The organism is Pseudomonas sp. FP2294 (assembly GCF_030687625.1).
GTDB classification, from domain to species: domain Bacteria; phylum Pseudomonadota; class Gammaproteobacteria; order Pseudomonadales; family Pseudomonadaceae; genus Aquipseudomonas; species Aquipseudomonas shahriarae.
Window position 1 is genome coordinate 654,835 of record NZ_CP117441.1, and the last position, 23,470, is coordinate 678,304.

The following is a 23,470-nucleotide window of genomic DNA, read 5'->3' on the forward strand; positions in this document are numbered from 1 at the left end:
CTGAATTGGATAAAATCTGAGCAGTTATTTTCTTATCGCCAGCGGTTTGGTCGTGGACGAGCAAGTCAATAACCTGCCGTCCGAACCTTGACGCGCGCAACCAATCACTCGGGGGAGTGGAAACTCAAACTGTAGTTCACGGCCTTGTTGCCTGGGTCGAGAATGTCCAGGGCGATATGGATCGGGGTCTGGGACGGCATCTCGGTCTGGCCGGCCAACTCGCCGCTGAGGTACTCGGCGGGTTTGAAGCGCCGGCTGGCGATCATCCGGCCATTAAGGTCGGCAAAGCGCAGCTCCAGCAGCGGGAACGGCTGGGAGAACGTCGCACGGTTATAGATGATGGCATCCACCACCAGCGCGCCGGCAAACTCCGGATGGCTGCGCACCACCAGGTTGCTGCTCTTGATATGGGCAATATCCACCCGCGACGGCACGGTACAGCCCAGTTTCGGGCACAGTTCCTGGAACCATGGGCGGTACTTGTCCTGGCGGGCCAGGTCGTCGAACTGGTAGGCAATGTACTGGCCGGCGAGGGCGGCGGCGGCCAGCAGCACCAGGGTCAGCCAGAGCAGGCGGCGGCCCCAGCCGGCGGGGCGCTTGCCGGCGTAGAGGTGCAGCGGGTCGTCTTCCAGGTCCTGCAGCATCTCGTCATGGACGTTGCCCGTGGCGCGTGTGCGCTTGCGGCGTGGTTCAGGCTCGGGTTCGTCCGGCTCGCTGCTGAGCGTTGGCTCGGGCGGGTCGAGAGCGTCGTCGGCACGCAGCACGGGCTCATCGTCCACCTCGTGAATGTCGAAGGACATCGAGGGCTCGGTACGCTGGGGCTTGCCCGTGGGGGCCGGGGCTGGTTCGACGGTTTCCTCGGTGTGGGCGATTGTCGCAGCCCGTTCGTCCGGCGGGTCGCTGAACAGGCTGGCGGCCCACTGTTCTTCTTCAGCCTTGACCGTATCGCGGCTGGCGATCATCGACTCGTCTTTTTGCCGACGGTCCGCGCCGGCCTGGCGGCGGTCGCTGCCCTGGGGCTGGGTGTGTTGGATCTCCCGGCGCTCGAGCTTGGCCAATTCTTCGTCGAGGTTCAGGTGGTCCAGGTCCAGCTCTTCGGCGGTCCATTGCTTCTGGCTGATGGCGCGTGGCGGGGCTTCGGCAGCCGGCGCTTCAGGCGCGTGGGCGCGTTGCTCCAGCAGTTGCCGGGCGGCATTGAACACTTGCAGGCACGAGCCGCAACGAACCACACCACGGGCCACGCTCAATTGAGCATGGCTGGCGCGGAAGCGGGTTTGGCAATGCGGGCACTGGGTGACGAAACTGTCGGTCATGCGGCCATCCGATTCATGCAGGCGCTCATTCTAGCGCCGACGACCGCTGATGCGTACCCAGCCATCGCGGTTGGCGATGGGGTCCAGGTCGAAGTCCTGGGCGTAGGCGGCGGCGACTTCTTCGCCCTGCTCGGCGAGGATCCCCGACAGCGCCAGGCGCCCACCGGGCCTGACCAGGCTCGACAGTTGCGGAGCCAGCGAAACCAGCGGCCCGGCGAGGATATTGGCGACCAATACATCGGCCTGCACCTGGGGCAATTGCTCCGGCAGGTACAGTGGGAATTTGCCTTCAGGAATGTTGTTGCGCCCGGCGTTATCGCGGGAGGCCTCCAGGGCCTGCACGTCAATATCGGTACCGACGGCTTCCTTGGCGCCCAGCAACAGCGCGGCGATGGCCAGGATGCCCGAGCCGCAACCGAAGTCCAGCACGTTGCAGCCTTGCAGGTCCTGGCCGTCGAGCCATTCCAGGCACAGGGCGGTGGTCGGATGGGTGCCGGTGCCGAACGCCAGGCCCGGGTCCAGCAGCAGGTTGACCGCCTCAGGCTCCGGGGCCGCGTGCCAGCTTGGTACGATCCACAGGCGCTGGCCGAAACGCATGGGCTGGAAGTTATCCATCCAGCTGCGCTCCCAGTCCTGGTCTTCGATCACTTCGCTATGGTGCTCGGGCAGCGGGCCGCCGGTCAGCAGTTCCATATGGGCAAACACGCTGCTGGCGTCGGTGCCGTCTTCGAACAGGGCCAGCAAGTGGGTGTGGGACCACAGCGGCGTGGTGTTCAGCTCAGGCTCGAAAATCGGCTGATCTTCGGCGTCCATGAAGGTCACCGACACGGCGCCGACTTCGAGGAACGCGTCTTCATAGGTTTCGGCTTGTTCTGGGCTGATGGCGAGACGGACTTGCAGCCAAGGCATGGCGGGCACCTTTGAAAAAATGAGTGTGCAGCGGGGTGGGGCTGCGAAAGGGCGCAAGTTTACGCGAGAGCAGGCCAGAAGACGACACCACTGACAGCACGGGAGCCAAATGTGGGGGCTGGCTTGCCTGCGATGGCGGGGTGTCAGCTTGCTCATCAGTGCCTGGCCTGCCGCTATCGCAGGCAAGCCAGCTCCTACAGGGTTTTGTGGTGTTCTTGTGTGCGCATAAACGACAAAACCGCCCGAAGGCGGTTTTGTGGGTGGAGCACAAACTTACTGGTTGGCCAGCTTGTGTTCCAGGTAGTGAATGTTCACACCACCTTCGCAGAAGCCTTCATCACGAACCAGATCCCGATGCAGGGGGATGTTGGTCTTGATGCCGTCGACCACGATTTCGTCCAGGGCATTGCGCATACGGGCCATGGCCTCGTCGCGAGTGGCGCCCCAGGTGATCAGCTTGCCGATCAGCGAGTCGTAGTTGGACGGAACCTTGTAGCCGCTGTACAGGTGCGAATCGACGCGAACGCCGTTGCCGCCTGGTGCATGGAAATGCTTGACCAGGCCTGGACTCGGGATAAAGGTTTTCGGGTCTTCGGCGTTGATCCGGCACTCCAGGGAGTGACCGTGCATCTTCACGTCGTCCTGGGTAAAGGACAGCACGTTGCCAGCGGCGATGCTCAGCATCTCCTTGACGATGTCGATACCGGTGACCATCTCCGAAACCGGGTGCTCTACCTGCACACGAGTGTTCATCTCGATGAAGTAGAAGCGGCCGTTCTCGTAGAGGAACTCGAAAGTCCCGGCGCCACGGTAGTTGATATCGATGCAAGCCTTGACGCAGCGTGCCAGGACTTCCTGACGTGCTTTTTCATCCAGGCCCGGTGCCGGAGCTTCTTCCAGGACTTTCTGGTGACGGCGTTGCAGCGAGCAATCGCGGTCGCCCAGGTGGATGGCGTGGCCCTGGCCGTCGGACAGTACCTGGACTTCCACGTGACGTGGGTTGGTCAGGTACTTTTCCAGGTAGACCATCGGGTTGCCGAACCAGGCACCCGCTTCGGAGCGAGTCTGCTTGGCCGCTTCGATCAGGTCTTCTTCCTTGTGCACCACGCGCATGCCGCGACCACCACCGCCGCCGGCGGCCTTGATGATCACCGGGTAACCGACTTCGCGACCAATGCGCAGGGCGGTTTCCTCGTCTTCCGGCAGTGGGCCGTCGGAACCTGGAACAGTTGGCACGCCGGCTGCGATCATCGCGTCCTTGGCCGACACCTTGTCGCCCATCAGGCGAATGGTCTCGGCTTTCGGGCCGATGAAGGCGAAGCCGGATTTTTCCACCTGTTCGGCGAAATCGGCGTTTTCCGCGAGGAAGCCGTAGCCAGGGTGGATGCCGTCAGCGCCGGTCACTTCAGCCGCGGCGATGATGTTCGAGACCTTCAGGTACGAGTTCGTGGCCAGTGGCGGGCCAATGCAGATGCTTTCGTCCGCCAGTTTCACGTGCATCAATTCGGTATCGGCCGTCGAGTAAACAGCGACGGTCTTGATGCCCTCTTCCTTACAGGCGCGCAGGATCCGCAGCGCGATCTCGCCGCGGTTGGCGATCAGGACTTTTTGCAGTTTCTTCGCAGGTTTCAACATCGAAGGCGCTCCGCGGTTCAAACGATGGTGAACAGCGGCTGGTCGTACTCAACCGGCTGACCGTTTTCTACCAGGATGGATTCGATGACGCCGGCTTTTTCGGCCGTGATGTGGTTCATCATCTTCATCGCTTCCACGATGCAGATGGTGTCGCCCACTTTCACGGTCTTGCCCACTTCAACGAAGGCTGGCGAGGTCGGTGCCGGGGTGCGGTAGAAAGTACCGACCATTGGCGACTTGACCACGAAACCGTTCAGCGCAGGGGCAGCAGGTGCGGCAGGTGCAGCGCTAGCAGCAGGTGCGGCGGCTGGAGCAGCAGCGGCAGGCGCCGGCGCTTGCATCTGGGGTGCGTAGAACTGTTGGGCCGGGGTCTTGCTGTGACGGCTGATCCGTACGGATTCTTCGCCTTCCTTGATTTCCAGCTCGTCGATACCGGATTCTTCCAGCAGTTCGATCAGTTTCTTAACTTTACGGATATCCATGAATCATCAACTCCCAAGGGTCGGTCAGGGGCGTTTAGCCTGTTCTTCAATGTGTTCCAGGGCGGCCTCCAGGGCCAGTCGGTAACCGCTGGCGCCAAGGCCGCAGATCACTCCTACCGCTACGTCGGAGAAGTAAGAGTGATGGCGGAAAGCTTCGCGTTTATGCACGTTCGATAAATGCACTTCGATGAATGGGATGCTCACCGCCAGCAGCGCGTCACGTAAAGCAACACTTGTGTGCGTAAAAGCGGCGGGATTGATCAGGATAAAGTCCACGCCTTCGCTGCGCGCGGCGTGAATGCGATCAATCAATTCATACTCGGCATTGCTTTGCAGGTAAAGCAGATGGTGGCCGGCTTCACGGGCCCGTCGCTCCAGATCGAGGTTGATCTGTTCGAGGGTGACTGCACCGTACACACCCGGTTCGCGGGTGCCGAGCAGGTTCAGGTTGGGTCCGTGCAGAACCAGTAAGGTCGCCATCGGCTGTTCCTTGTTATTGATGTGGGTACGTCAGAACCCGGCGACTATGCCGCAAAGCCTTTGTGACTGTCCAGTTCTCTGCAATAGCCAGCACGATTAGCGAGGATTGCGCAAAATTTGTGACTAGGGCCTTGGATCCGGTCATTGGTAACACGGTTGAGAGTACACAGGAGATCAAATGTGGGAGCGGGCTTGCTCGCGAATGCGGTGGGTCAGTGATGGATAGGTTGACTGATACACCGCATTCGCGAGCAAGCCCGCTCCCACATTTTTGATGTCCGTCTGATTTGGAGGATGGAATCAGACGCGAAATGCCTGCACGGCCGTGTTGAGCTGCCCGCCGAGCACCAACAGATGCTCGCCCTGGCGGCGGCCTTGGCCAATGCGCAGCAGGTTGTCCTCACCCAACTGGTGGATGCGCTCGCTATTATCGCGGATCTCACTGACCGCGCCGCTCTGCTGGGCCGTTACATCGGCAATCCGGATGGCTGTGTCGGAAATGGTCTGGATCGCGCCGACGATTTCGTCCAGTGCGCCGTCGGCCGCTTCGGCTTGCTGGGCGGTGGCTTCGGCGTGTTCGACCTGGGCGCGCATGCCTTCCACCGATTGCCGTGCTGCGGTTTGCAGGCCGGCGATCAAGGTCTGGATCTCGGCGGTGGCGCCCGCCGTGCGCTGGGCCAGGGAGCGTACTTCGTCGGCGACCACGGCAAACCCACGCCCGGCCTCACCGGCGCGGGCGGCTTCGATGGCGGCGTTGAGCGCCAGCAGATTGGTCTGCTCGGCAATCGAGCGGATCACCGTGAGCACGTTGCCAATGGTCGCGGACTCTTCGGCGAGTTTCTCGATCATTTGCGCATTGCCCTGCACTTCGCCCACCAGCGCGTGCAGGCCGGTCAGGCTCAAGCCGATCACCCGCTGGCCATGCTCTACGGCCTCGCCGGCGCTGCGGCTGGCCCCGGCGGCCTGGCTGGCGTCACCCGCGACCTGCTGGATAGTGGCCTCCAACTCGCCCAATGAATCACGGATTTGCGCAGTGTCCCCGGCCTGGCGTTCGGCGCCGTCATGCAGGCCGCCGCTCAGTTCGGCCAGGGCGCGGCTGCTGCCGGCCACTTGCTCGGCATTTGCGCGAATAGTGCCCACCAGGTTCACCAGGTAAGTCCGCAGGCGATTGAGCGAGGCTTCAATATCATGCAGTTCACGGTTGGTTGCACCCAGGGCGATCTCCTGGCTGAAGTCGCCCTCGGCCCAGGTCGACAGGGCCGGCGCCAGGCTGGTCAGCACCCGCGCCAGGCGCCGTTGCAGGGTGTCGATGAGCAGGGCGATCATCAGGATCAGGCCAATCATTACGCCCTGGATCACCCGCACTTCGCCCTGGATTCGAGCGTGCTGGGCGCGCACTTCGGGCTCCAGCGCAGCAATGGCGTGCTGCACGGTGTTGATTTTCAGGTGGGTGGCGGCGGCCAGTTCGGTACGTTTCTGGATTTGCTCGCGGGTCCGCGCCAGTTCGGAAGGGTAGCGCATGAGCAGGCTGTTGAGCTCGCGCTTGAGGCCCACGCCGGTGTCTTCGGCGACCGTGGTTTCGCTGCTTTCCAGGCCCATCAGCGCCGAGAAATCATCGCTGTTGGAGGCGCTGCTGGCGGTCACGCCCAACAGCGGTAGCTGCTCAATCAAGTCCGCCTGGCTGCGGATGTTGGCCAGTTCACGCTCCACATCGGCCGCCAGTTCGCTGCGCCCACTGCTCACCAGTTTGTCTCGCGCCAGGGATAGCCGGCCCAGATGCTGCGCAGCGGCGAGCAGCGGTGGTAGATAACGCGCCGCGTCCGGTGAGCTGACGCCGATGGCGTACTGGCTCAGTTGCTCCAGATTGGCCCCCAGCTCCCGCTCGGCTTGCAGCAGCAAGGCTTGTGGGTCGCCGGCCAGCTTGCCGGCGGCCAGCAGGTCGGTCTTGCTGAAACCCTCAAGGTCCAGCAAGCCGGGGCGCAATTTTTCGCTCAGCTCAGGCGGCAGTTCGTCCAGGTTCAGCGCCAGGCTTTCCAGGCTCTGGCCGGCAGCGCTCAGGCGCAAGGCATCGCCGCTGGCCAAATAGTCGTCGATATTGCGCGCGGTCTGGTTCTGGAAGGCTTGGGACAGGCCCAGATAGCGCTCCATCAGCACATAAGGGCGTTCAAGCGCCCGTTGCGACCACCAGAGCGTAGCGCCCAGGGCCAGGCAAACGGCGACCAGCAGAAGGGTATTGAGATTTGTCAGCAGCTTCAGGCGCATGCGTGGTTTCAACCAACGGCGGAAGAATAAGTGCCTGAAGTTATTGCGTTTTCGTTACAGTGTTATGACGGACTGAGTGGAATCCGATGAAAAGGTGGCACTTTGCCTTGACGTGCCTGCGGCGTGCACGCGATTGCGCCCGGCGTCCTTGGCGCGGTACAGCGCTTCGTCGGCCTGGGCGGCCATCATCAGGCTGTCGGAGCCGTCGCACAGCTCGACCACTCCGGCGCTGAAGGTGCACCACAAGTCCTGGGGCTGGGCCGGGTAGTGGATTTCGGCAAAGCGCCCACGGATTTCATCGAGCACTTTGCAAGCGGCGTCCAGGTCGGTGTCGGGCATCACGATGGCGAATTCTTCGCCGCCGTAACGGCCGATGTAGTCGGTCTTGCGCAGGCGCTGCTTGAGAAACAGCGCCAGGCTCTTGATCACGCGGTCGCCCATGGGGTGGCCGTGGCTGTCGTTGACCCGCTTGAAGTGGTCAATGTCGAGCATGGCAAAGCTCAACGGCTTGTTCTCGCGGCGCGAGCGGAAGCTGCAGTCTTCCAGCAGTTGCAGGATATGGGTGTGGTTGTACAGGCCGGTCAGGCTGTCGCGCACCATCCGCGCCTTGAGGTGGCGGGCGCGGGCGGCGCGGTTGCGCACGGTGGTGATCAGGTGGCGCGGCTTGATCGGCTTGGTGAGGAAGTCGTCGCCGCCTTCGCTCATGGCGTCCAGCTGTTTATCCAGATCATCTTCGGCCGACAGATAAATGATCGGCACGCTGACATAGCGGTCATTGTGGCGGATCACCTTGGCCAACTCGGTGCCGGTACAGGCTGGCATATACATGTCGAGGATGATCAGGTCGGGCTGGAAGTCCGCCAGCTCGGCCATGGCCTGGATCGGCTCGATCAGGGTGCGGGTGACGATCCCGGCGCTGTTGAGCAGGCGTTCGGTGTGCATCGCCTGGGCGCGGGAGTCGTCGATGATCAACACTTTATAGGGTTCGTACTGGGCGACGCAGGTCAGCACCTCGATTTTTTCCAGCAGGCTCGACGCCTCCAGGGTCCCGGTAAGGAACTCCTGGCCACCGGCGCGCACGGCGGCCAGGCGGGTGGGGGTGTCGGTTTCGTGCAGGCTGAAGAACAGCAGCGGCAGTTTCTGCTCCAGGCCTTCCTGGGCTTCGGCGGCCAATTTCAGGCCCAGGCCGGCGCCACAGAAGTCCACGTCCATCACAATCGCCGCCGGCAGGCGTTCGGCCATGGACGAACGGAAGGCGGCCACGCTGTCCAGGGACTGCGAACTCAAACCAAAGAATTCCAGCTGCTTGGCCAGGCGCTCGGCGCGGTCGTGATCGGCGAGCATCACGTAGATCGGCTTGCGCATCGGCGGCAGGAAGGTCTGGTCCAGCTGGTCGCCCTGACGCAGGCCGGTCCGCGACAGGCGCTGCATCAAACGGTTGAGGTCGGTGATCAGGTGGCTGCTCAGGCGGCCGCGGTTTTCGTCCACGGCTTTAAGCGACTCGATGATGTGCCGGGCCAGTTGGCCATGCTCGGGTTGTTCGAAGCGTTCGGCAAAACGCAGCAGGCGCAGATTGGCCTCGCTGAGTTCATTCAATTCGGCGTTCGACCATTCGCTGCGCTGTAAACGCTGCCAGATCTCAAGAATTTGACGCGCCTGATGAATTACCCGCTGGGCAAAGTGGTGCTTGAGACGCTCACGACTGGGGTCTTCTGGCTCGGTCATATCCTGACTACTAGGTAAGGGTGCATGCTGAGGTCGACTGGTGGCTCTATGCTAGCACCTCTTTTCATTCGCACGAGTGTCATACGTCAATTAACTGCAGCGTCCTGTGGATTCATTTGCTGACCCTTGGGTCGCGTAGGCGCATCGGCGCCCATCCTTTATAGTTGAGTGCCAGCTTTACGCCACCTTGATTAAAAGCCCCGCACCGACGGGCACGATGGGGTAGGGTTGTGGTCGTAGCTATTGAACTCAAGTGACTGAAAGGATATCCGCCATGCTGGACTGGAAAAACCGTGCAGGCAGCGCCCCAGGCCCAAGCCCTGCGCCCAAGTCGGCCTCCCGCAGCTATTTTCGTAATCTGTTGATGAGCCGTGCCCTGATGACCCTGGTGGTGATTTACCTGTTGGTCACCGGTGGCCTGGGCTGGTATTGGAGCCAGGAGCCGGCGTTGTTCCCGGTCCAGCAAAATGCGCAAATTGCCGCCGAAAAAGACGGCAAACAAATGGTGCTCGGCTTTACCACTGTCGAAACCGTCAAGACCGTGGTGGGTACCCTGCTGAACAAGCCTGGCGGTTATATTTCCAATGACCGCTTCCCGCCTGGGTTGTGGATGGACAATATGCCCAGCTGGGAATATGGCGTGCTGGTGCAGGTGCGTGACCTGACCCGTGCCCTGCGCAAGGACTTCGCCCGCTCGCAATCGCAATCGGCCGAAGACGCCGACCTGGCCAAGGCCGAGCCGCGCTTTAACTTCGACAACAAGAGCTGGGTGCTGCCCTCCAGCGAATCGGAGTACCAGGAAGGCATCAACTCCCTGAACCGCTATCAGGCGCGTCTCTCCGACCCCAACCAGAAAGGCGCGTTGTTCTACGCGCGTGCCGACAACCTGAACAACTGGCTGGGCGATGTTGCTACCCGCCTCGGTTCGTTGTCGCAGCGCCTGTCGGCCAGTGTCGGCCGGGTCAAGCTCAATACCGCGCTGAAAACCGAAACGCTGGCGCCGGGCGAAGTGCCGCAGCTCGATGAAGAAGTGGTGGAAACCCCATGGATGCAGATCGACAACGTGTTCTACGAGGCCCGCGGCCAGGCCTGGGCCCTGTCCCACCTGTTGCGCGCCATCGAAGTCGACTTTGCCGACGTGCTGGCCAAGAAAAACGCCACCGTCAGCGTGCGCCAGATCATTCGTGAGCTGGAGGCGTCCCAGGAAACCCTGTGGAGCCCGATGATCCTCAATGGCAGCGGCTATGGCGTATTGGCCAACCACTCGCTGGTGATGGCCAACTACATCTCCCGCGCCAACGCGGCGGTGATCGACTTGCGTCAACTGCTGAACCAGGGTTGAGTCATGGTCGATAGCGCCAAGGAGGTCGCGCACCGCGCGGCCTCGGATGCCGAACACATCGCCTGGGTCGACGAGCAGGACAACCTGCTCGGCGCCCTGGTGCGTGCTGACCTGCGCGAGCGCGGGCTGATCGGGCGCGGCACCTACATCATGCTGTTTAACTCAAAGGGTGAACTGTGCGTGCACCGGCGCACCCTGAGCAAAGCCATCTATCCCGGTTATTGGGACGTGGCGGCGGGCGGCATGGTCGGGGCTGGCGAGACCTACGAGCAGTCGGCCGCCCGTGAGCTGGCAGAAGAATTGGGCGTCAGCGGTGTAGAACTGACCGCCCACGACCACTTCTTTTTCGAGGATACGGGTAACCGGCTCTGGTGCTCGGCGTTTTCTGCGGTCTGGGATGGGCCGCTGCAGCTGCAGCCCGAAGAGGTGCTGGAAGCGCGTTTTATGTCCATTGAGGCAGTCCTGGCCGATATCGAGCAAAAGTCCTATTGCCCCGACTCCCTGGCCGCCTTAAAACGCTATCTGGCGGCGCGTCGCTAAAGTTGCATAAATTGGCGCCATTTGGCTCTTAGCAAGTAGGCTTTTTGCCGTTACACTGCGCGACTTTTCAAGCCGAACTGCCTTGGCGGTTCGGTAGCGCTGCCCCTGCCTGAGTGGGGCTTCGCGGTTGGTGGCCGGTTGACGGGCACTGATCAGTCTTCATCCTCCCAAGAGGATTGCCGGTGGCCAAAAAAGCCGCATCCTTCGCCGCCCTTGGTGGCCTGGTGTTTTCCACCGACGCAGGTCGGCATTGCCCGGACTGTCGCCAGCCCGTGGACGCCTGTACCTGCAAACAGACCCTGATTCCCGAAGGTGACGGTATTGCCCGCGTACGCCGCGAGAGCAAGGGCCGTGGCGGCAAGACGGTGACCACCATCACCGGCGTGCCTCTGGCGGCCGAGCCACTCAAGGAGTTGGCCACCGTGCTGAAAAAGCGCTGTGGCACCGGTGGCGCCCTGAAAGACGGGATCATCGAAATCCAGGGCGATCACGTCGAGTTGCTGTTGGCCGAGTTGATCAAGCTCGGTTACAAGGCGAAGAAATCCGGCGGCTAGCAGCCTCTGTGAAACCCGCACCGACGAGCGCGCTCGTCGTCTCCATGGTTTCACAGAGCCTGTTCCTGACCGGTGTCTAAACTCTGTCCTGCGAGCGGGGTCTACCTCTCTCACAGGCAAATCGTCATTTTCACTCTTTAGACTGCGCCAGCCTCTGACTTGGGTGGCGCTCTTCGACTTTATATAGGGGACTTCGATGTCCGTACGACGCACACGCAAAGACGATGGCAGCCAATGGACAGTTGCGGACAGCCGCAGTGTTTACGGGATTCGCCATTGGGGGGCCGGATATTTCGCGATCAATGATGCCGGTCGCGTTGAAGTCCGTCCGAACGGCCCGAACAGCTCGCCCATCGACTTGTACGAGCAAGTGGACGAGCTGCGCAAAAGCGGCCTGTCCCTGCCGTTGCTGGTGCGCTTCCCGGATATCCTGCAAGACCGCGTGCGCCAGCTGACCGGCGCCTTCGACGCGAATATCGAGCGCCTGGAATACCAGAGCAAATACACCGCGCTGTACCCGATCAAGGTCAACCAGCAGGAAGCGGTGATCGAGAACATCATCGCCACCCAGGACGTGTCCATCGGCCTGGAAGCCGGCTCCAAGCCTGAGCTTCTGGCGGTGCTGGCCCTGGCACCGAAAGGCGGCACCATCGTCTGCAACGGTTACAAGGACCGTGAGTTCATCCGCCTGGCGCTGATGGGCCAGAAGCTGGGCCACAACGTGTTTATCGTGATCGAGAAAGAGTCCGAAGTGGGCCTGGTGATCGAAGAAGCCGCCAACCTCAAGGTCAAGCCACAGGTCGGCCTGCGGGTGCGCCTGTCGTCCCTGGCGTCGAGCAAGTGGGCAGACACCGGTGGCGAGAAGTCCAAGTTCGGCCTGTCGGCGGCGCAGTTGCTGTCGGTGGTCGAGCGCTTCCGCGCCGCCGGCCTGGACCAGGGCATCCGCCTGTTGCACTTCCATATGGGCTCGCAGATCGCCAACCTGGCGGACTACCAGCACGGGTTCAAGGAAGCCATCCGTTACTACGGTGAACTGCGCAACCTTGGCCTGCCGGTGGACCACATCGACGTCGGCGGCGGCCTGGGCGTGGACTACGACGGTACCCACTCGCGCAACGCCAGTTCGATCAACTACGACATGGACGACTACGCCGGCGTGGTGGTGGGCATGCTCAAGGAGTTCTGCGACGCGCAGAACCTGCCGCACCCCAACATCTTCTCCGAAAGCGGCCGCTCCCTGACCGCTCACCACGCCATGCTGGTGGTGCAAGTCACCGACGTCGAGAAACACAACGACGACGTGCCGGTGATCGAGAACAAGGAAAGCCTGCCGGAAACCGTGCAATGGCTGGTTGACCTGCTGGGCCCGACCGACATTGAAATGGTCACCGAAACCTACTGGCGCGCCACCCACTACATGAGCGACGTGGCCGCCCAGTACGCCGACGGCAAACTGACCCTCGCGGAAAAAGCCCTGGCCGAACAGTGCTACTTCGCCGTGTGCCGCCGCCTGCACAACTCGCTCAAGGCCCGCCAGCGCTCGCACCGCCAGGTGCTGGACGAACTCAATGACAAGCTGGCCGACAAGTACATCTGCAACTTCTCGGTATTCCAGAGCCTGCCGGACACCTGGGCCATCGGCCAGGTACTGCCGATTCTGCCGCTGCATCGCCTCGACGAAGAGCCGCTGCGCCGTGCAGTACTGCAAGACCTGACCTGTGACTCCGACGGCAAGATCAAGCAATACGTCGACGAGCAGAGCATCGAGACCAGCTTGCCGGTGCACGGTTTGAACGAAGGCGAAGATTACCTGCTGGGCATCTTCCTGGTGGGCGCCTACCAGGAAATCCTCGGGGACATGCACAACCTGTTCGGTGACACCGACTCGGTGAACATCTACCAGCGCGACGACGGCACGGTCTACAGCGCCGGGATCGAGACCCACGACACCATCGAAGACATGCTGCGCTACGTGCACTTGTCGCCGGAGGAGTTGATGACCCACTACCGTGACAAGTGCGCCAGCGCGAAGATCACGGCGGCGGAGCGTACGCAGTTCCTGGATGCTTTGCGCCTGGGCCTGACCCGCTCCTCGTACCTGTCTTCCTGACGTATCAGATGCGCGGCGCCTCATCCACGTCATAACGGTCGCGCAGCGGAACGCCCATTTCCTCACGGAGGGCGTTTTCCGTGAAGGGATAAGGGTTGACGTTGGTCGCTGGAGTGTTGGGGTTATTGTCAAAGTCGAAAGGCGTGGCATCCGTGGGAATTCCAACCACTTGGTATTCCTCGTTGTTTACGGTTCTCGGCACTCCGCCTCTGAGGAGGGGGGCTCCATTAGCGTCCTTCAGGATTTGTTTGCCAGGTATGCCCGTCCCTGTGGCTCCATTGAACGCGTGAGCGAGTTCATGATGGAGCGTAATCTCCGGGGAGATGGAAAAGGTCTGGTCAAAGTCAGCGGGTTCGAAAACGATTTCGGGCTGGGTCGAAACTGAACCCGGTTTGTTGTCTTTTATATAACCAAACTCAGGGCGGAAAGGGTCTTTCCTGAGTTCAGCGTTTGAGGTGTACTCATTCCTGAATCCGTAGGCGCTAAAGCCTGGGGTGTGCGATTCGGTAAGGACGATAGGCCTATGCCCGTCTTCAACAAATTGATCCATGGCTTCGAGTGCTTTTTGACCCGCTGGTGAGGCTCTTAGTCGGTCTATAACATCTTCCGTCTGTTCTATGAATTGTTCTGTACCTTTTATTACCAGGCCTTTTCTACCGCTCTCGGAATATGTAACAGGGATGATTTTAGAGTTGCCTTGGTTGTTAATTGTGTCGGTAGACTTGGCATAGATCTTATCGTTTTTATCATAAGAGTTAATGGTGTCGGCGCCCTCGCCGCTATAAAAAGTAGTCCGGTAATAACCACTCAGTGTGTCATTGCCCCTTCCCCCGTTTAGTACAACCTTGCCAGGCCCAGCATAAAGATGGTCATCTCCCCTGTCGCCGTTGAGGAATAACACTCTGTTGGCAGGACCAAAGCCTGCGTACAGGTGATCGTTTCCTTTTCCTCCCGATATCGCAGCGTTGCCCGTGCCGGCAGTAATTGTGTCGTCGCCATCACCGCCAGTTACCGCCATATCGCCGGTGCCCAGGCGTATGTGATCGTTTCCTTTTCCACCGATCACGGTCCCCACTCGCCCATTTGAAACAATATCGTCATCACCGTCGCCGCTGTTTATGTGCATTTCGATGTTGACGTACTTGTCGACGGTAATACGGTCATTGCCTCCAGCAGTGTTGATCCTCAGTGAGTGCGCGTTGTTGTTTGCTGTCAGTGGGAGTTTGTAGTCTTTACCATTGATACGCGCGTTGAGCTGGTGGTTTGCGCCTACGGTAATACTGACGTTGTCAGCCCGGTCGGAGGTGGTAATCAGCACTCTGCTGACATCGGGCACACGCTTGCCTTGAGGGTCTGTTTTATAGGTTGAAATCTGCTGGATCTTGGTGTTTCCGTCATCCGCTAAAACGCTGATATGAGGGGTGCCGGCCGGTTCCGCCGGTGGAGTGACGCGTGGTGAAAGGGGGGCTGTGGTTGCTGGTGTCGGGAGTATATTCATTCACAGACCTACCTTGGATGAGAGGTGATGTTTGACCTCGAAGGTGTAAATGCTCTGTGGTCTGCTCCCCGAAAAACAGCCAAGCTGTTTTGTAACAATCAACAGATAGCCCGCGTTCTCAGGGTTGGCCGAGCCAGCGGTCCTGTTTGTTCAGTCGCCACGCAATCGCCCACAACGTCAGACTGCGCACCGCCATAAACAGCAGGAACGTTATCCACAGCCCGTGGTTACCCAAACCCTGCAGCGCCCAGGCAAGCGGCAGCATAATCAGCACCGTCAGCAGCATGCCATTGCGCATCTCCCGCGCACGGGTCGCGCCGATAAACAAACCGTCCAACAAGTAACTCCACACCGCAATCAACGGCAGTACCGCAAGGTACGGCAGGTAGAGATCGGCGGTTGCGCGCACGCTGGGGATATCGGTCTGCATGGCGATAAACAGGTGCCCGCCGAAGGTAAACAGCAGGGCGAAGCCGAGACTGGCGATCAGCGACCAACCGCAAGCGACCACCAGTGAGCGGCGCAGGGCCTGGCGGTCATGGGCGCCGATGGCGTGGCCGCACAGCGCTTCTACCGCGTGGGCCAAGCCATCCAGGGCATGGGCGGTCAGCAACAGCCCGTTGAGTAGCAGGGCATTGGCCGCGACGGTGGCATCGCCCAACCGCGCACCTTGCACCGTGATCATGAAAAACACCGACTGCAGCGCCAGGCTGCGGATAAAGATGTCGCGGTTGACCGCCAGCAGCGCGCGCCAGCTTTGCCAGACCTTGAGCGCCGCCCAGGCGATATGCCCAGGGTAGGCGCGCAGGGCTTTTTGCGTGAGGGCCAGGCCGAGCAGGGCGCCGGTCCATTCGGCAATCACCGAGGCCCGCGCCGAACCGACTACGCCCCAGTCCAGGCCCAGCACAAACCACAGGTTCAGGGCGATATTCACCAGGTTAGTGGTCAACAGAATCGCCAGCGGCGCCCGGGCGTTTTGCGTGCCCAGGAACCAGCCCACCAAGGCATAGGTAGCCAGGGCGGCGGGCAGGCCGAACAGGCGGGTGTGGAAGAACTCGCGGGTCAGTTGATTCAACTCGGCGGAGGGCTGCATCCACTCCAGCGCCAGGTGGCTCAGGGGAATGCCCACCGTGCCGAGCACCATTGCCAACCCCAGTGCCAGCAGCAGACCTTGCAGCAGGATTTGCCGCAGCGCCGCGCCATCATTGCGCCCGGCGGCCTGGGCGGCAAACCCGGTGGTGCCCATGCGCAGAAAGCCCATGGCCCAGGCCAGGAAGGTATACAGGCTGGCCCCTACGGCCACGGCGCCCAATTGGTGGGCGTGGGGCAGATGGCCGATGACCATGCTGTCCACCAGCGCCACCAGCGGTACCGAAATATTCGACAGAATCATCGGCGCGGCCAGGGCCCAGACACGGCGGTGAGTGGGGCGATGACGCCAGTCGGTGAGTAAGGTGGACATGCGGGCTCCTTGGGGGAGCGGCATTGTAACGCTGCCTGGGCAGCATCGCAGACCCAATGTGGGAGCAGGCAAGCCAGCCACAGCAGGTCCCAGCGTTGTGGGTGGCAATGTCGGCATGATGAAGGCTCATGGCTGCGCTGATGAGCTTTCGCTTCTGGCCAGCACGCGAGGCTGAGTTAAATACCCGCCTTCTCCTCAGAACAGCCAAACCCCATGGATAACTCCGATATCGCGATCACCCTGGTCCTGATCTCCGCCTTCATGCACGCCACCTGGAACGCTGTTGTCCGAACCGGCAGCAGCCGCTTCATGACCCTGGCCATCGTCGATGGCACGGCGCTGGTGATCTGCCTGGCGGCGCTGCCGCTGGTCAATGTGCCGAGCCTGCAAGTCTGGGGTTATGTACTGCTCTCGGTGATATTGAATACGGTCTATCGCCTGTTTCTGATCAAGGCCTATGAGACGGGCGACTTCGGTCAGGTCTACCCGGTGATGCGCGGTGTGCCGCCGGTGCTGGTGGCGTTGTTTTCCTACTTTCTGCTGCATGAGCAACTGTCGTTCCAGGCGATGGCAGGGGTGTTGTTGATTTGCCTGGGGATCATCAGCCTGACATTTGTACGCAGGATGACCGCGCACATGCTCAAGCCGATCCTGATGGCGGTGGGCGCTGGAGTGTTTATTGCGTCCTACACAGTGGTGGACGCCAAGGGTGTGAGAGCCAGTGAAACGGTGCTGCAATACATTATTTACCTGACGGTGTTCCAGAGCATTCCTATCCCGCTGCTGGCGTTTTGCAAGGAGCGTGCGGCACTTGTCCAAACCATTGGCAGTCATTGGCGAGTGGGTGTCTTGGGGGGTGTTTTTTACCTGGCATCCTACGGCCTGGTGTTGTTCGCGCTGTCGCTGGACGCGGTGGCCAAGGTCTCAGCGCTGCGGGAAACCAGTGTTATTATCGGCGCCATTATTGCCGCGCTGTTCTTTCATGAACGGTTCGGCTGGCGACGGATGCTCTCGGCGTGCGTCATTGTTTGCGGGATCATCCTGATCAAAGTGAGCACTTGATGGCTCAGCGTCCTCCACCGACTGCGATGCTTCAGGCTTTTGTCAGCGCCGCGCAAACGGGCAGTTTCGCGCGTGCGGCATCTGAGCTTAACCTCACCGCCAGTGCCATCAGCCATCAAATTGCGGGCCTGGAAGAGTGGTGGGGCGTGCAGTTGTTTGAGCGGCACTCACGTGGCGTCAAGCTGACGTCGGCAGGGCACGCCTTGTTGCCGGTCACTGATGGGTTTTTCAAAGGGCTGGAGGCGGCGTTGCAGGTTCTCAATCCGCGCGAAGCCCAACCGTTGTACCTCTCGTGCACCTCTTCACTCTGTTCGACCTGGCTGATTCCCAGAGTGCATGGCTCGCATACTGACGCCTCGTTCAATCTTGACGTGGTGCTGACCAGCGCAGATATGAGCCCTGCCAGCCTGGGTGCTCATCAATTTGATGTCGCAGTAGTCATAGGGGGCGGGGACTATCCGGAGCATCATGTCGAGTTGCTGATGCGCGATGCGGTGTTTCCCGTATGTTCGCCGGCGTTTTATCGCGAGCATGGCGATATTGCGCCGAAGGATATCGCCCGGTACCCATTGATTCACCGGGCGGATGATCAGATCTGTCCGGGGTGGGAGAGTTGGTTTGCGTTCCAGGGGGTGGCGGCCCCCCCGTATCACCCTGGGCCTCGGTTTCCGGATTCGAGCCTGGCTATAAGCCTTGCGCTCAAGGGGGCTGGGATCGCACTGGGCAGGACGGCGTTGGTATATGACCAGTTGGAAGAGGGGGGATTGGTTGCCTTGAGCAGCCCGGTGATGATGTCGCCGGCGGCGTATTACATTATTTGCCGCAAGGGTCGACAGTCCGAGCCGGCCATCGCCCGGTTGATTGAGTGGCTCAAGCTCAGCGCGGGTGAGTTTCTGCGGGAGGTTGGGGCGAGGCATCCGCAAATAGCGGGCGCTGGAGCATTTCAGAGGTAGGGTTTGACCTGACTTGGTCTGTACACAGAACCAAATCGCCCTCCGTCGGTCAATGTGATCGCCACCATAACCCGCTTCACTGGCGCTGATATATAGTTCACCCCTCAGACACCCTCACAACGAGTGCCCCATGCTTAACAAAGGATTGTTCCTGGCCTGCGCGCTGGCCCTGCTGAGCGCCTGCGATTCTTCCGACAAACCAGCAGCGCCAGCGGCCCCTGCGGCAGCGGTGACGGCGCCGGCCAAGGCCGCGGTAGACGTGGCGACGCTCAAGCAGCGTTATGCAGGCCGTGAGTTAAGCGTGGTGGACGTGTCTGAGGTGCAACTGGATGGCGCCAGCACCTTGTCGGTGAGTTTTTCGATCCCGCTGGACCCGGACCAGAAGTTCGCCGACAAGCTGCACCTGGTGGACAGCAAATCCGGCAAGGTCGACGGTGCCTGGGAGCTTTCCGACAACCTGATGGAACTGCGCCTGCGCCACCTGGAGCCCCAGCGTAAACTGGTGCTGACCGTGGACGCCGGCCTGCGTGGGGTGAATGACGCCAAGCTCGCCGCCGAGTACGTCAGCCGCCTGGAAACCCGCGACCTGCAAGCCACCGTCGGCTTCGCCAGCCGTGGCACCCTGTTGCCCACCCGTCTGGCCGAAGGTTTGCCGGTGATCGCGCTGAATGTCGACAAGATCGACGTCGAATTCTTCCGCATCAAGCCCGAATCGCTGCCGGTGTTTCTCGCCCAGTGGGGCCGCAATACCAGCCTGCAAAGCTATGAGTCCCGTGAACTGCTGCCCATGGCCGACCTGGTGTACGGCGGCCGTTTCGACCTGAATCCTGCGCGCAACACCCGTGAAACCCTGCTGCTGCCCATCGCCGGCCTCAAGCAACTGCAACAGCCGGGCGTGTACCTGGCGGTGATGCGCGCCTCGGGCACTTACAACTATTCGCAACCGGCCACGCTGTTCACCCTCAGTGATATCGGCCTGTCGGTGCACCGTTACGCCAACCGCCTGGATGTGTTTACCCAGGCGCTGGAAGGCGGCAAGGCACTCGATGGCGTCGAGCTGGAAATCCTCGATGCCGAAGGCCGCGTGTTGGGCCAGGGCAAGACCGAGAAGGGCGGCCACGCCGAACTGCCATTGCCGAAAAAGGCCCAGGTACTGCTGGCCAAGCAGGGCGAGCAAACCAGCCTGTTGCGCCTCGACAGCGCAGCGCTGGACCTGGCCGAGTTCGATATCGGCGGCCAGCCCGCGCACCCGCTGCAATTCTTTGTGTTCGGCCCGCGTGATCTGTACCGCCCTGGCGAAACCGTGCTGCTCAACGCCCTGCTGCGCGACAAGGACGGCAATGCCGTCAAGCCACAGCCCGTGAGTGTCGAAGTGCGCCGCCCGGATGAGCAGGTCAGCCGCAAATTCGTATGGGACGCCGATGCCTCTGGCCTCTATCAGTATCAGTTGCAGTTGGCCGGCGAAGCGCCGACCGGGCGCTGGCAGCTGGTGTTCGACCTGGGTGACGGTAAGCCGCAGCTGTATGAATTCCTCGTCGAGGACTTCCTGCCCGAGCGCCTGGCCCTGGAACTCAAGGGCAGCGACACGCCGTTGAGCCCGGCGGACAACGCCGTTATCCAGGTCAACGGCCGCTACCTCTACGGCGCCCCGGCGGCGGGCAATCGCCTGAGCGGGCAAGTGTATGTGCGCCCGCTGCGCGAGGCGGTCAAAGCCCTGCCGGGCTACGAGTTTGGCTCGGTAACGGAAGAAGAGCTGAGCCAGGATTTTGAACTGGACGAAAGCGTGCTCGATGCCCAGGGCCAGGAAAAGCTGACCCTGGAAAGCAAATGGAGCGAGGCCAAGTCGCCGCTGCAACTGATCGTGCAGGCCAGCCTGCAAGAATCCGGCGGGCGCCCGATCACCCGCCGCCTGGTACAGCCGGTATGGCCGGCCGAGCAACTGCCCGGCCTGCGCGGCTTGTTCGATGGCAAGGAGACCGATGGCGATGGCCCGGCGGAATTCGAAGTACTGCTGGCCAACCAGCAAGGTGACAAGCTGGCGGCCGACAACCTCAAGGTCCGCCTGATCCGCGAGCGCCGCGACTACTACTGGAACTACTCGGACAACGACGGCTGGAGCTATCACTACAACGAGAAATTCCTCAACCTCGATGAGCAGACCGTCAACATCAAGGCCGGCGATACGGCCAAGGTCAGCTTCCAGGTGGAGTGGGGCCCGTACCGCGTCGAAGTCGAAGACCCACAGACCGGGTTGATCAGCAGCAAGCGCTTCTGGGCTGGCTACCAGGCTCAGGACAACACCGAAGGCGGCGCCGTGCGCCCGGACCAGGTCAAGCTGGCGCTGGACAAACCGGCATATGGCGATGGCGATACGGCCAACGTCACTGTCACCCCGCCGGCAGCCGGCAAGGGCTACCTGTTGGTCGAATCCAGTGAAGGCCCGTTGTGGTGGCAGGAAATCGAGGTGCCGGCCGAAGGCAAGAGCTTTGCAGTGAAGCTCGATCCGAAATGGTCGCGTCATGATCTGTATGTCAGCGCGCTGGTGATCCGTCCCGGCGAGCGCAAAGCCAACATCACCCCCAAACGCGCCGTGGGTTTGCTGCACCTGCCGTTGGATCGTACCCAGCGCAAACTGGGCCTGACCCTGACTGCACCGGAAAAAATGCGCCCCAAGCAGCCACTGACGGTCAAGGTTGCGGCAAAAAATGCCGATGGCAGCGTGCCGAAACAGGTGCATGTGCTGGTGGCGGCGGTGGACGTGGGCATCCTCAATATCACCGAGTACCCGACCCCGGATCCATACTCCAGCCTGTTCGGCCGCAAGGCGTATGGCGTGGATCAGTTCGATATCTATGGGCAGTTGATCGAAGCCGGCCAGGGCCGCCTGGCCAGCCTGGCCTTTGGTGGTGACGCGGCGCTGGCCAAGGGCGGCAAGCGCCCGGACACCAGCGTCACCATCGTCGCCCTGCAAAGCGCGCCGGTGACCCTGAATGAGAAAGGCGAGGGCGAAGTCAGCGTCAATATCCCCGACTTCAACGGCGAGCTGCGCCTGATGGCCCAGGCCTGGAGCGATGACCGCTACGGCATGGCCGAAGCCAAGACCGTGATCGCCGCGCCCTTGATTGCCGAACTGTCGGCCCCACGCTTCCTCGCTGGCGGCGACCAGACGCGCCTGGCGCTGGACCTGTCCAACCTGTCGGGCAAGGCGCAGAAGCTCGATGTGCAACTGACCGCCGAAGGTCAACTGACCCTGCTGGGCGAGCCATCGCAAAGCGTGCAACTGACCCAGGGCCAGCGCACCACTTTGCAGATTCCAGTGCGTGCGCTGGGCGGTTTTGGCCAGGGCAAGATCAAGGTCACGGTCAACGGCCTGGACCTGCCGGGCGAGAACCTGCCGGCGTTTACCCGCGAATGGACATTGGGTGTGCGCCCGGCTTATCCGGCGCTGCTCAAGCAATACCGCGCAGTGCTTAAGGACGAAGCCTGGAGCCTGCCGGACAGCGAACTGGCCCTGTTTGAACCGGCCGGGCGTGAGGCGCTGTTGAGCCTGTCGAGCCGCCCGCCGTTGAACCTGGGCGAGCAGATTCGTGCGCTCAAGGCCTACCCGTATGGCTGCCTGGAGCAAACCGCCAGCGGCCTGTACCCGTCGCTGTACGTCGACGCCGCCGTGCTGACGCGCCTGGGGTTGACCGGCGAGCCGGATGCCGAGCGCAAGCGCAAGATCGAATTGGGTATCGAGCGCCTGCTGGGCATGCAGCGCTACAACGGCAGCTTTGGTTTGTGGGGTGCCGATGGCGAGGAAGAATACTGGCTGACGGCGTACGTCACCGACTTCCTGCTGCGCGCCCGCGACCAGGGTTTTGCCGTACCGCCTGAAGCGCTGAAAAAGGCCAGCGAACGCCTGCTGCGCTATGTGCAGGAACGCAACCTGATTGAAGTCGACTACAGCGACAACGCCGACCACACGCGCTTTGCCGTGCAGGCCTACGCCGGGCTGGTGCTGGCGCGCAGTCAGCAGGCGCCGCTGGGCGCATTGCGCAGCTTGTTCGAACGCCGCAGCGATGCGCGTTCCGGCCTGCCCCTGGTGCAGTTGGCGATTGCCTTGCAGAAGATGGGCGACCAGCCGCGCGCCGACCAGGCATTGCTCGCCGGTTTGGCGGTCAAGCGCAAAACCAATGAATGGCTGGCCGACTACGGCAGCCCCCTGCGTGATCAGGCGATGATCCTGGCCTTGTTGGAAGAAAACGACCTGGCCAAAGGCAAGCGTGAAGAACGCCTGTTCGAGCTGTCGGACCAGATGGCGGCCAGCCCATGGCTGTCGACCCAGGAGCGCAACTCGCTGTTCCTCGCCGGCCGTGGCCTGCTGGGCAAACCGGAAACCAACTGGACGGCGCAGTTGAGCAGCGGCGGCGAAACCCGCGAGCTGAACAACGGCCAGTCCGGCCTGAAGCTGGAAGGCCCGTTGCTGGCTTCACCGCTGACCCTGCGCAACCCGGGCAGCGAGCCGATTTACCAGCAACTGAGCATCTCCGGTTATCCACAGCACGCGCCGGTAGCGGGTGGCGAAAACCTGAGTATTCGTCGTGAGTACCTGGGGATGAATGGCCAGCCGCTGAACCTGCAAAACCTGCGCAGCGGCGACCTGGTGCTGGTGCACATTGCGGTCAGCGCCAACAAGCAACGGGTGCCGGATGCACTGGTGGTCGACCTGCTACCAGCTGGCCTGGAGCTGGAGAACCAGAACCTGGGCCAAAGCGCCGCCAGCCTGGAAAACGCCAGCAGTCAGGTCAAGGAATGGCGCGAGTCGATGCAGAATGCGTCGATCAAGCATCAGGAATACCGCGATGATCGCTATGTGGCCGCGCTGAACCTGGACGGCTACGGCACCACGCACCTGCTGTACCTGGCCCGCGCTGTCACGCCTGGGACTTATCGCGTACCGCCGCCGCAAGTGGAGTCGATGTACCGGCCGAACTGGCAGGCAGTGGGGGATACCCCAGTGGATATGGTGATCAAGGGGCGTTAAGCGCCTCCTGTAGGAACTGGTGCTGCCTTTAATGTGGCAGCTTGCCCGCGATAGCGGTTTTTCAGCCGATGTATTCGGCGACTGACACACCGCTATCGCGAGCAAGCTCGCTCCCAC

At 61.6% G+C, this 23,470-nt stretch carries 15 protein-coding genes and 1 pseudogene; 7 read left to right on the forward strand and 9 right to left on the reverse strand.

The annotated features are described in order from the left end of the window. Window positions 1–104: 104 nt before the first annotated feature. From PSH73_RS02805 to PSH73_RS02835, 7 genes and pseudogenes are all read right to left on the reverse strand, one after another. Window positions 105–1,313, reverse strand: a complete 1,209-nt coding sequence (locus PSH73_RS02805) for a DUF3426 domain-containing protein (RefSeq protein ID WP_057958209.1) — start codon at window positions 1,311–1,313, stop codon at window positions 105–107. A gap of 30 nt (window positions 1,314–1,343) precedes the next feature. Further along, window positions 1,344–2,222 carry a 50S ribosomal protein L11 methyltransferase gene (gene prmA, locus PSH73_RS02810; RefSeq protein ID WP_057958210.1) on the reverse strand — a complete coding sequence of 293 codons (879 nt, stop codon included), beginning with the start codon at window positions 2,220–2,222 and terminating at the stop codon, window positions 1,344–1,346. 273 nt (window positions 2,223–2,495) lie between these two features. Beyond that, window positions 2,496–3,857 carry an acetyl-CoA carboxylase biotin carboxylase subunit gene (gene accC / locus PSH73_RS02815; protein WP_003188188.1) on the reverse strand — a complete coding sequence of 454 codons (1,362 nt, stop codon included), beginning with the start codon at window positions 3,855–3,857 and terminating at the stop codon, window positions 2,496–2,498. A 17-nt stretch (window positions 3,858–3,874) separates the two neighbouring features. Beyond that, window positions 3,875–4,339, reverse strand: a complete 465-nt coding sequence (gene accB, locus PSH73_RS02820; protein ID WP_057437565.1) for an acetyl-CoA carboxylase biotin carboxyl carrier protein — start codon at window positions 4,337–4,339, stop codon at window positions 3,875–3,877. A gap of 24 nt (window positions 4,340–4,363) precedes the next feature. Continuing rightward, the gene (aroQ, locus tag PSH73_RS02825) at window positions 4,364–4,819 is read right to left on the reverse strand and encodes a type II 3-dehydroquinate dehydratase (RefSeq protein WP_057437567.1); all 456 of its coding nucleotides are present in this window, start codon (window positions 4,817–4,819) and stop codon (window positions 4,364–4,366) included. A 300-nt stretch (window positions 4,820–5,119) separates the two neighbouring features. Beyond that, a pseudogene (locus PSH73_RS26915) lies at window positions 5,120–5,629 on the reverse strand (methyl-accepting chemotaxis protein); the annotation flags it as partial. 1,506 nt (window positions 5,630–7,135) lie between these two features. Then, window positions 7,136–8,806 carry a PleD family two-component system response regulator gene (locus tag PSH73_RS02835; RefSeq protein ID WP_198791912.1) on the reverse strand — a complete coding sequence of 557 codons (1,671 nt, stop codon included), beginning with the start codon at window positions 8,804–8,806 and terminating at the stop codon, window positions 7,136–7,138. 274 nt (window positions 8,807–9,080) lie between these two features. Here PSH73_RS02835 and PSH73_RS02840 point away from each other — a divergent pair, with 274 nt between their 5' ends. From PSH73_RS02840 to speA, 4 genes are all read left to right on the forward strand, one after another. After that, on the forward strand, window positions 9,081–10,148 hold the full coding sequence (locus tag PSH73_RS02840; protein ID WP_057958214.1) for a DUF2333 family protein: 1,068 nt from the start codon (window positions 9,081–9,083) through the stop codon (window positions 10,146–10,148). Window positions 10,149–10,151: 3 nt separating this feature from the next. Then, a complete protein-coding gene (locus tag PSH73_RS02845) occupies window positions 10,152–10,688 on the forward strand; it encodes an NUDIX hydrolase (RefSeq protein ID WP_057437578.1) in 537 nt (178 codons plus the stop codon). A 182-nt stretch (window positions 10,689–10,870) separates the two neighbouring features. After that, the gene (locus tag PSH73_RS02850) at window positions 10,871–11,242 is read left to right on the forward strand and encodes a translation initiation factor Sui1 (RefSeq protein ID WP_029297635.1); all 372 of its coding nucleotides are present in this window, start codon (window positions 10,871–10,873) and stop codon (window positions 11,240–11,242) included. A 196-nt stretch (window positions 11,243–11,438) separates the two neighbouring features. After that, window positions 11,439–13,352 carry an arginine decarboxylase gene (speA, locus tag PSH73_RS02855; RefSeq protein ID WP_029297633.1) on the forward strand — a complete coding sequence of 638 codons (1,914 nt, stop codon included), beginning with the start codon at window positions 11,439–11,441 and terminating at the stop codon, window positions 13,350–13,352. Window positions 13,353–13,356: 4 nt separating this feature from the next. Here the strand turns inward: speA and PSH73_RS02860 are convergent, their stop codons facing one another. Next, window positions 13,357–14,850 (reverse strand): M91 family zinc metallopeptidase, encoded by a 1,494-nt coding sequence (locus PSH73_RS02860; protein WP_305461883.1) that lies wholly within the window; start codon window positions 14,848–14,850, stop codon window positions 13,357–13,359. Window positions 14,851–14,968: 118 nt separating this feature from the next. After that, on the reverse strand, window positions 14,969–16,312 hold the full coding sequence (locus tag PSH73_RS02865; protein ID WP_120731453.1) for an MATE family efflux transporter: 1,344 nt from the start codon (window positions 16,310–16,312) through the stop codon (window positions 14,969–14,971). Between the two features lie 213 nt (window positions 16,313–16,525). On the opposite strand from PSH73_RS02865, the gene PSH73_RS02870 reads away from it, so the two are divergent. The 3 genes from PSH73_RS02870 to PSH73_RS02880 all read left to right on the forward strand — a co-directional run bounded on the left by PSH73_RS02870 (window position 16,526) and on the right by PSH73_RS02880 (window position 23,353). Continuing rightward, window positions 16,526–17,374: an EamA family transporter gene (locus tag PSH73_RS02870; protein WP_305461885.1), complete on the forward strand. Its 849-nt coding sequence runs from the start codon at window positions 16,526–16,528 to the stop codon at window positions 17,372–17,374. Further along, complete coding sequence (locus PSH73_RS02875; RefSeq protein ID WP_198817307.1) at window positions 17,374–18,327, forward strand: LysR substrate-binding domain-containing protein; 954 nt, start codon at window positions 17,374–17,376, stop codon at window positions 18,325–18,327. Before PSH73_RS02870 ends, PSH73_RS02875 begins: the two co-directional genes overlap by 1 nt. Window positions 18,328–18,457: 130 nt before the next feature. Then, complete coding sequence (locus PSH73_RS02880) at window positions 18,458–23,353, forward strand: alpha-2-macroglobulin (protein ID WP_305461888.1); 4,896 nt, start codon at window positions 18,458–18,460, stop codon at window positions 23,351–23,353. Window positions 23,354–23,470 lie beyond the last annotated feature (117 nt).

Excerpts from the sequence above, each read along its gene's own strand:
- PSH73_RS02805 (WP_057958209.1), bottom strand. The coding sequence starts at position 1,313 with ATGACCGACAGTTTCGTCACCCAGTGCCCGCATTGCCAAACCCGCTTC.
- prmA (WP_057958210.1), bottom strand. The coding sequence starts at position 2,222 with ATGCCTTGGCTGCAAGTCCGTCTCGCCATCAGCCCAGAACAAGCCGAA.
- accC (WP_003188188.1), bottom strand. The coding sequence starts at position 3,857 with ATGTTGAAACCTGCGAAGAAACTGCAAAAAGTCCTGATCGCCAACCGC.
- accB (WP_057437565.1), bottom strand. The coding sequence starts at position 4,339 with ATGGATATCCGTAAAGTTAAGAAACTGATCGAACTGCTGGAAGAATCC.
- aroQ (WP_057437567.1), bottom strand. The coding sequence starts at position 4,819 with ATGGCGACCTTACTGGTTCTGCACGGACCCAACCTGAACCTGCTCGGC.
- PSH73_RS02835 (WP_198791912.1), bottom strand. The coding sequence starts at position 8,806 with ATGACCGAGCCAGAAGACCCCAGTCGTGAGCGTCTCAAGCACCACTTT.
- PSH73_RS02840 (WP_057958214.1), top strand. The coding sequence starts at position 9,081 with ATGCTGGACTGGAAAAACCGTGCAGGCAGCGCCCCAGGCCCAAGCCCT.
- PSH73_RS02845 (WP_057437578.1), top strand. The coding sequence starts at position 10,152 with ATGGTCGATAGCGCCAAGGAGGTCGCGCACCGCGCGGCCTCGGATGCC.
- speA (WP_029297633.1), top strand. The coding sequence starts at position 11,439 with ATGTCCGTACGACGCACACGCAAAGACGATGGCAGCCAATGGACAGTT.
- PSH73_RS02860 (WP_305461883.1), bottom strand. The coding sequence starts at position 14,850 with ATGAATATACTCCCGACACCAGCAACCACAGCCCCCCTTTCACCACGC.
- PSH73_RS02865 (WP_120731453.1), bottom strand. The coding sequence starts at position 16,312 with ATGTCCACCTTACTCACCGACTGGCGTCATCGCCCCACTCACCGCCGT.
- PSH73_RS02870 (WP_305461885.1), top strand. The coding sequence starts at position 16,526 with ATGGATAACTCCGATATCGCGATCACCCTGGTCCTGATCTCCGCCTTC.
- PSH73_RS02875 (WP_198817307.1), top strand. The coding sequence starts at position 17,374 with ATGGCTCAGCGTCCTCCACCGACTGCGATGCTTCAGGCTTTTGTCAGC.
- PSH73_RS02880 (WP_305461888.1), top strand. The coding sequence starts at position 18,458 with ATGCTTAACAAAGGATTGTTCCTGGCCTGCGCGCTGGCCCTGCTGAGC.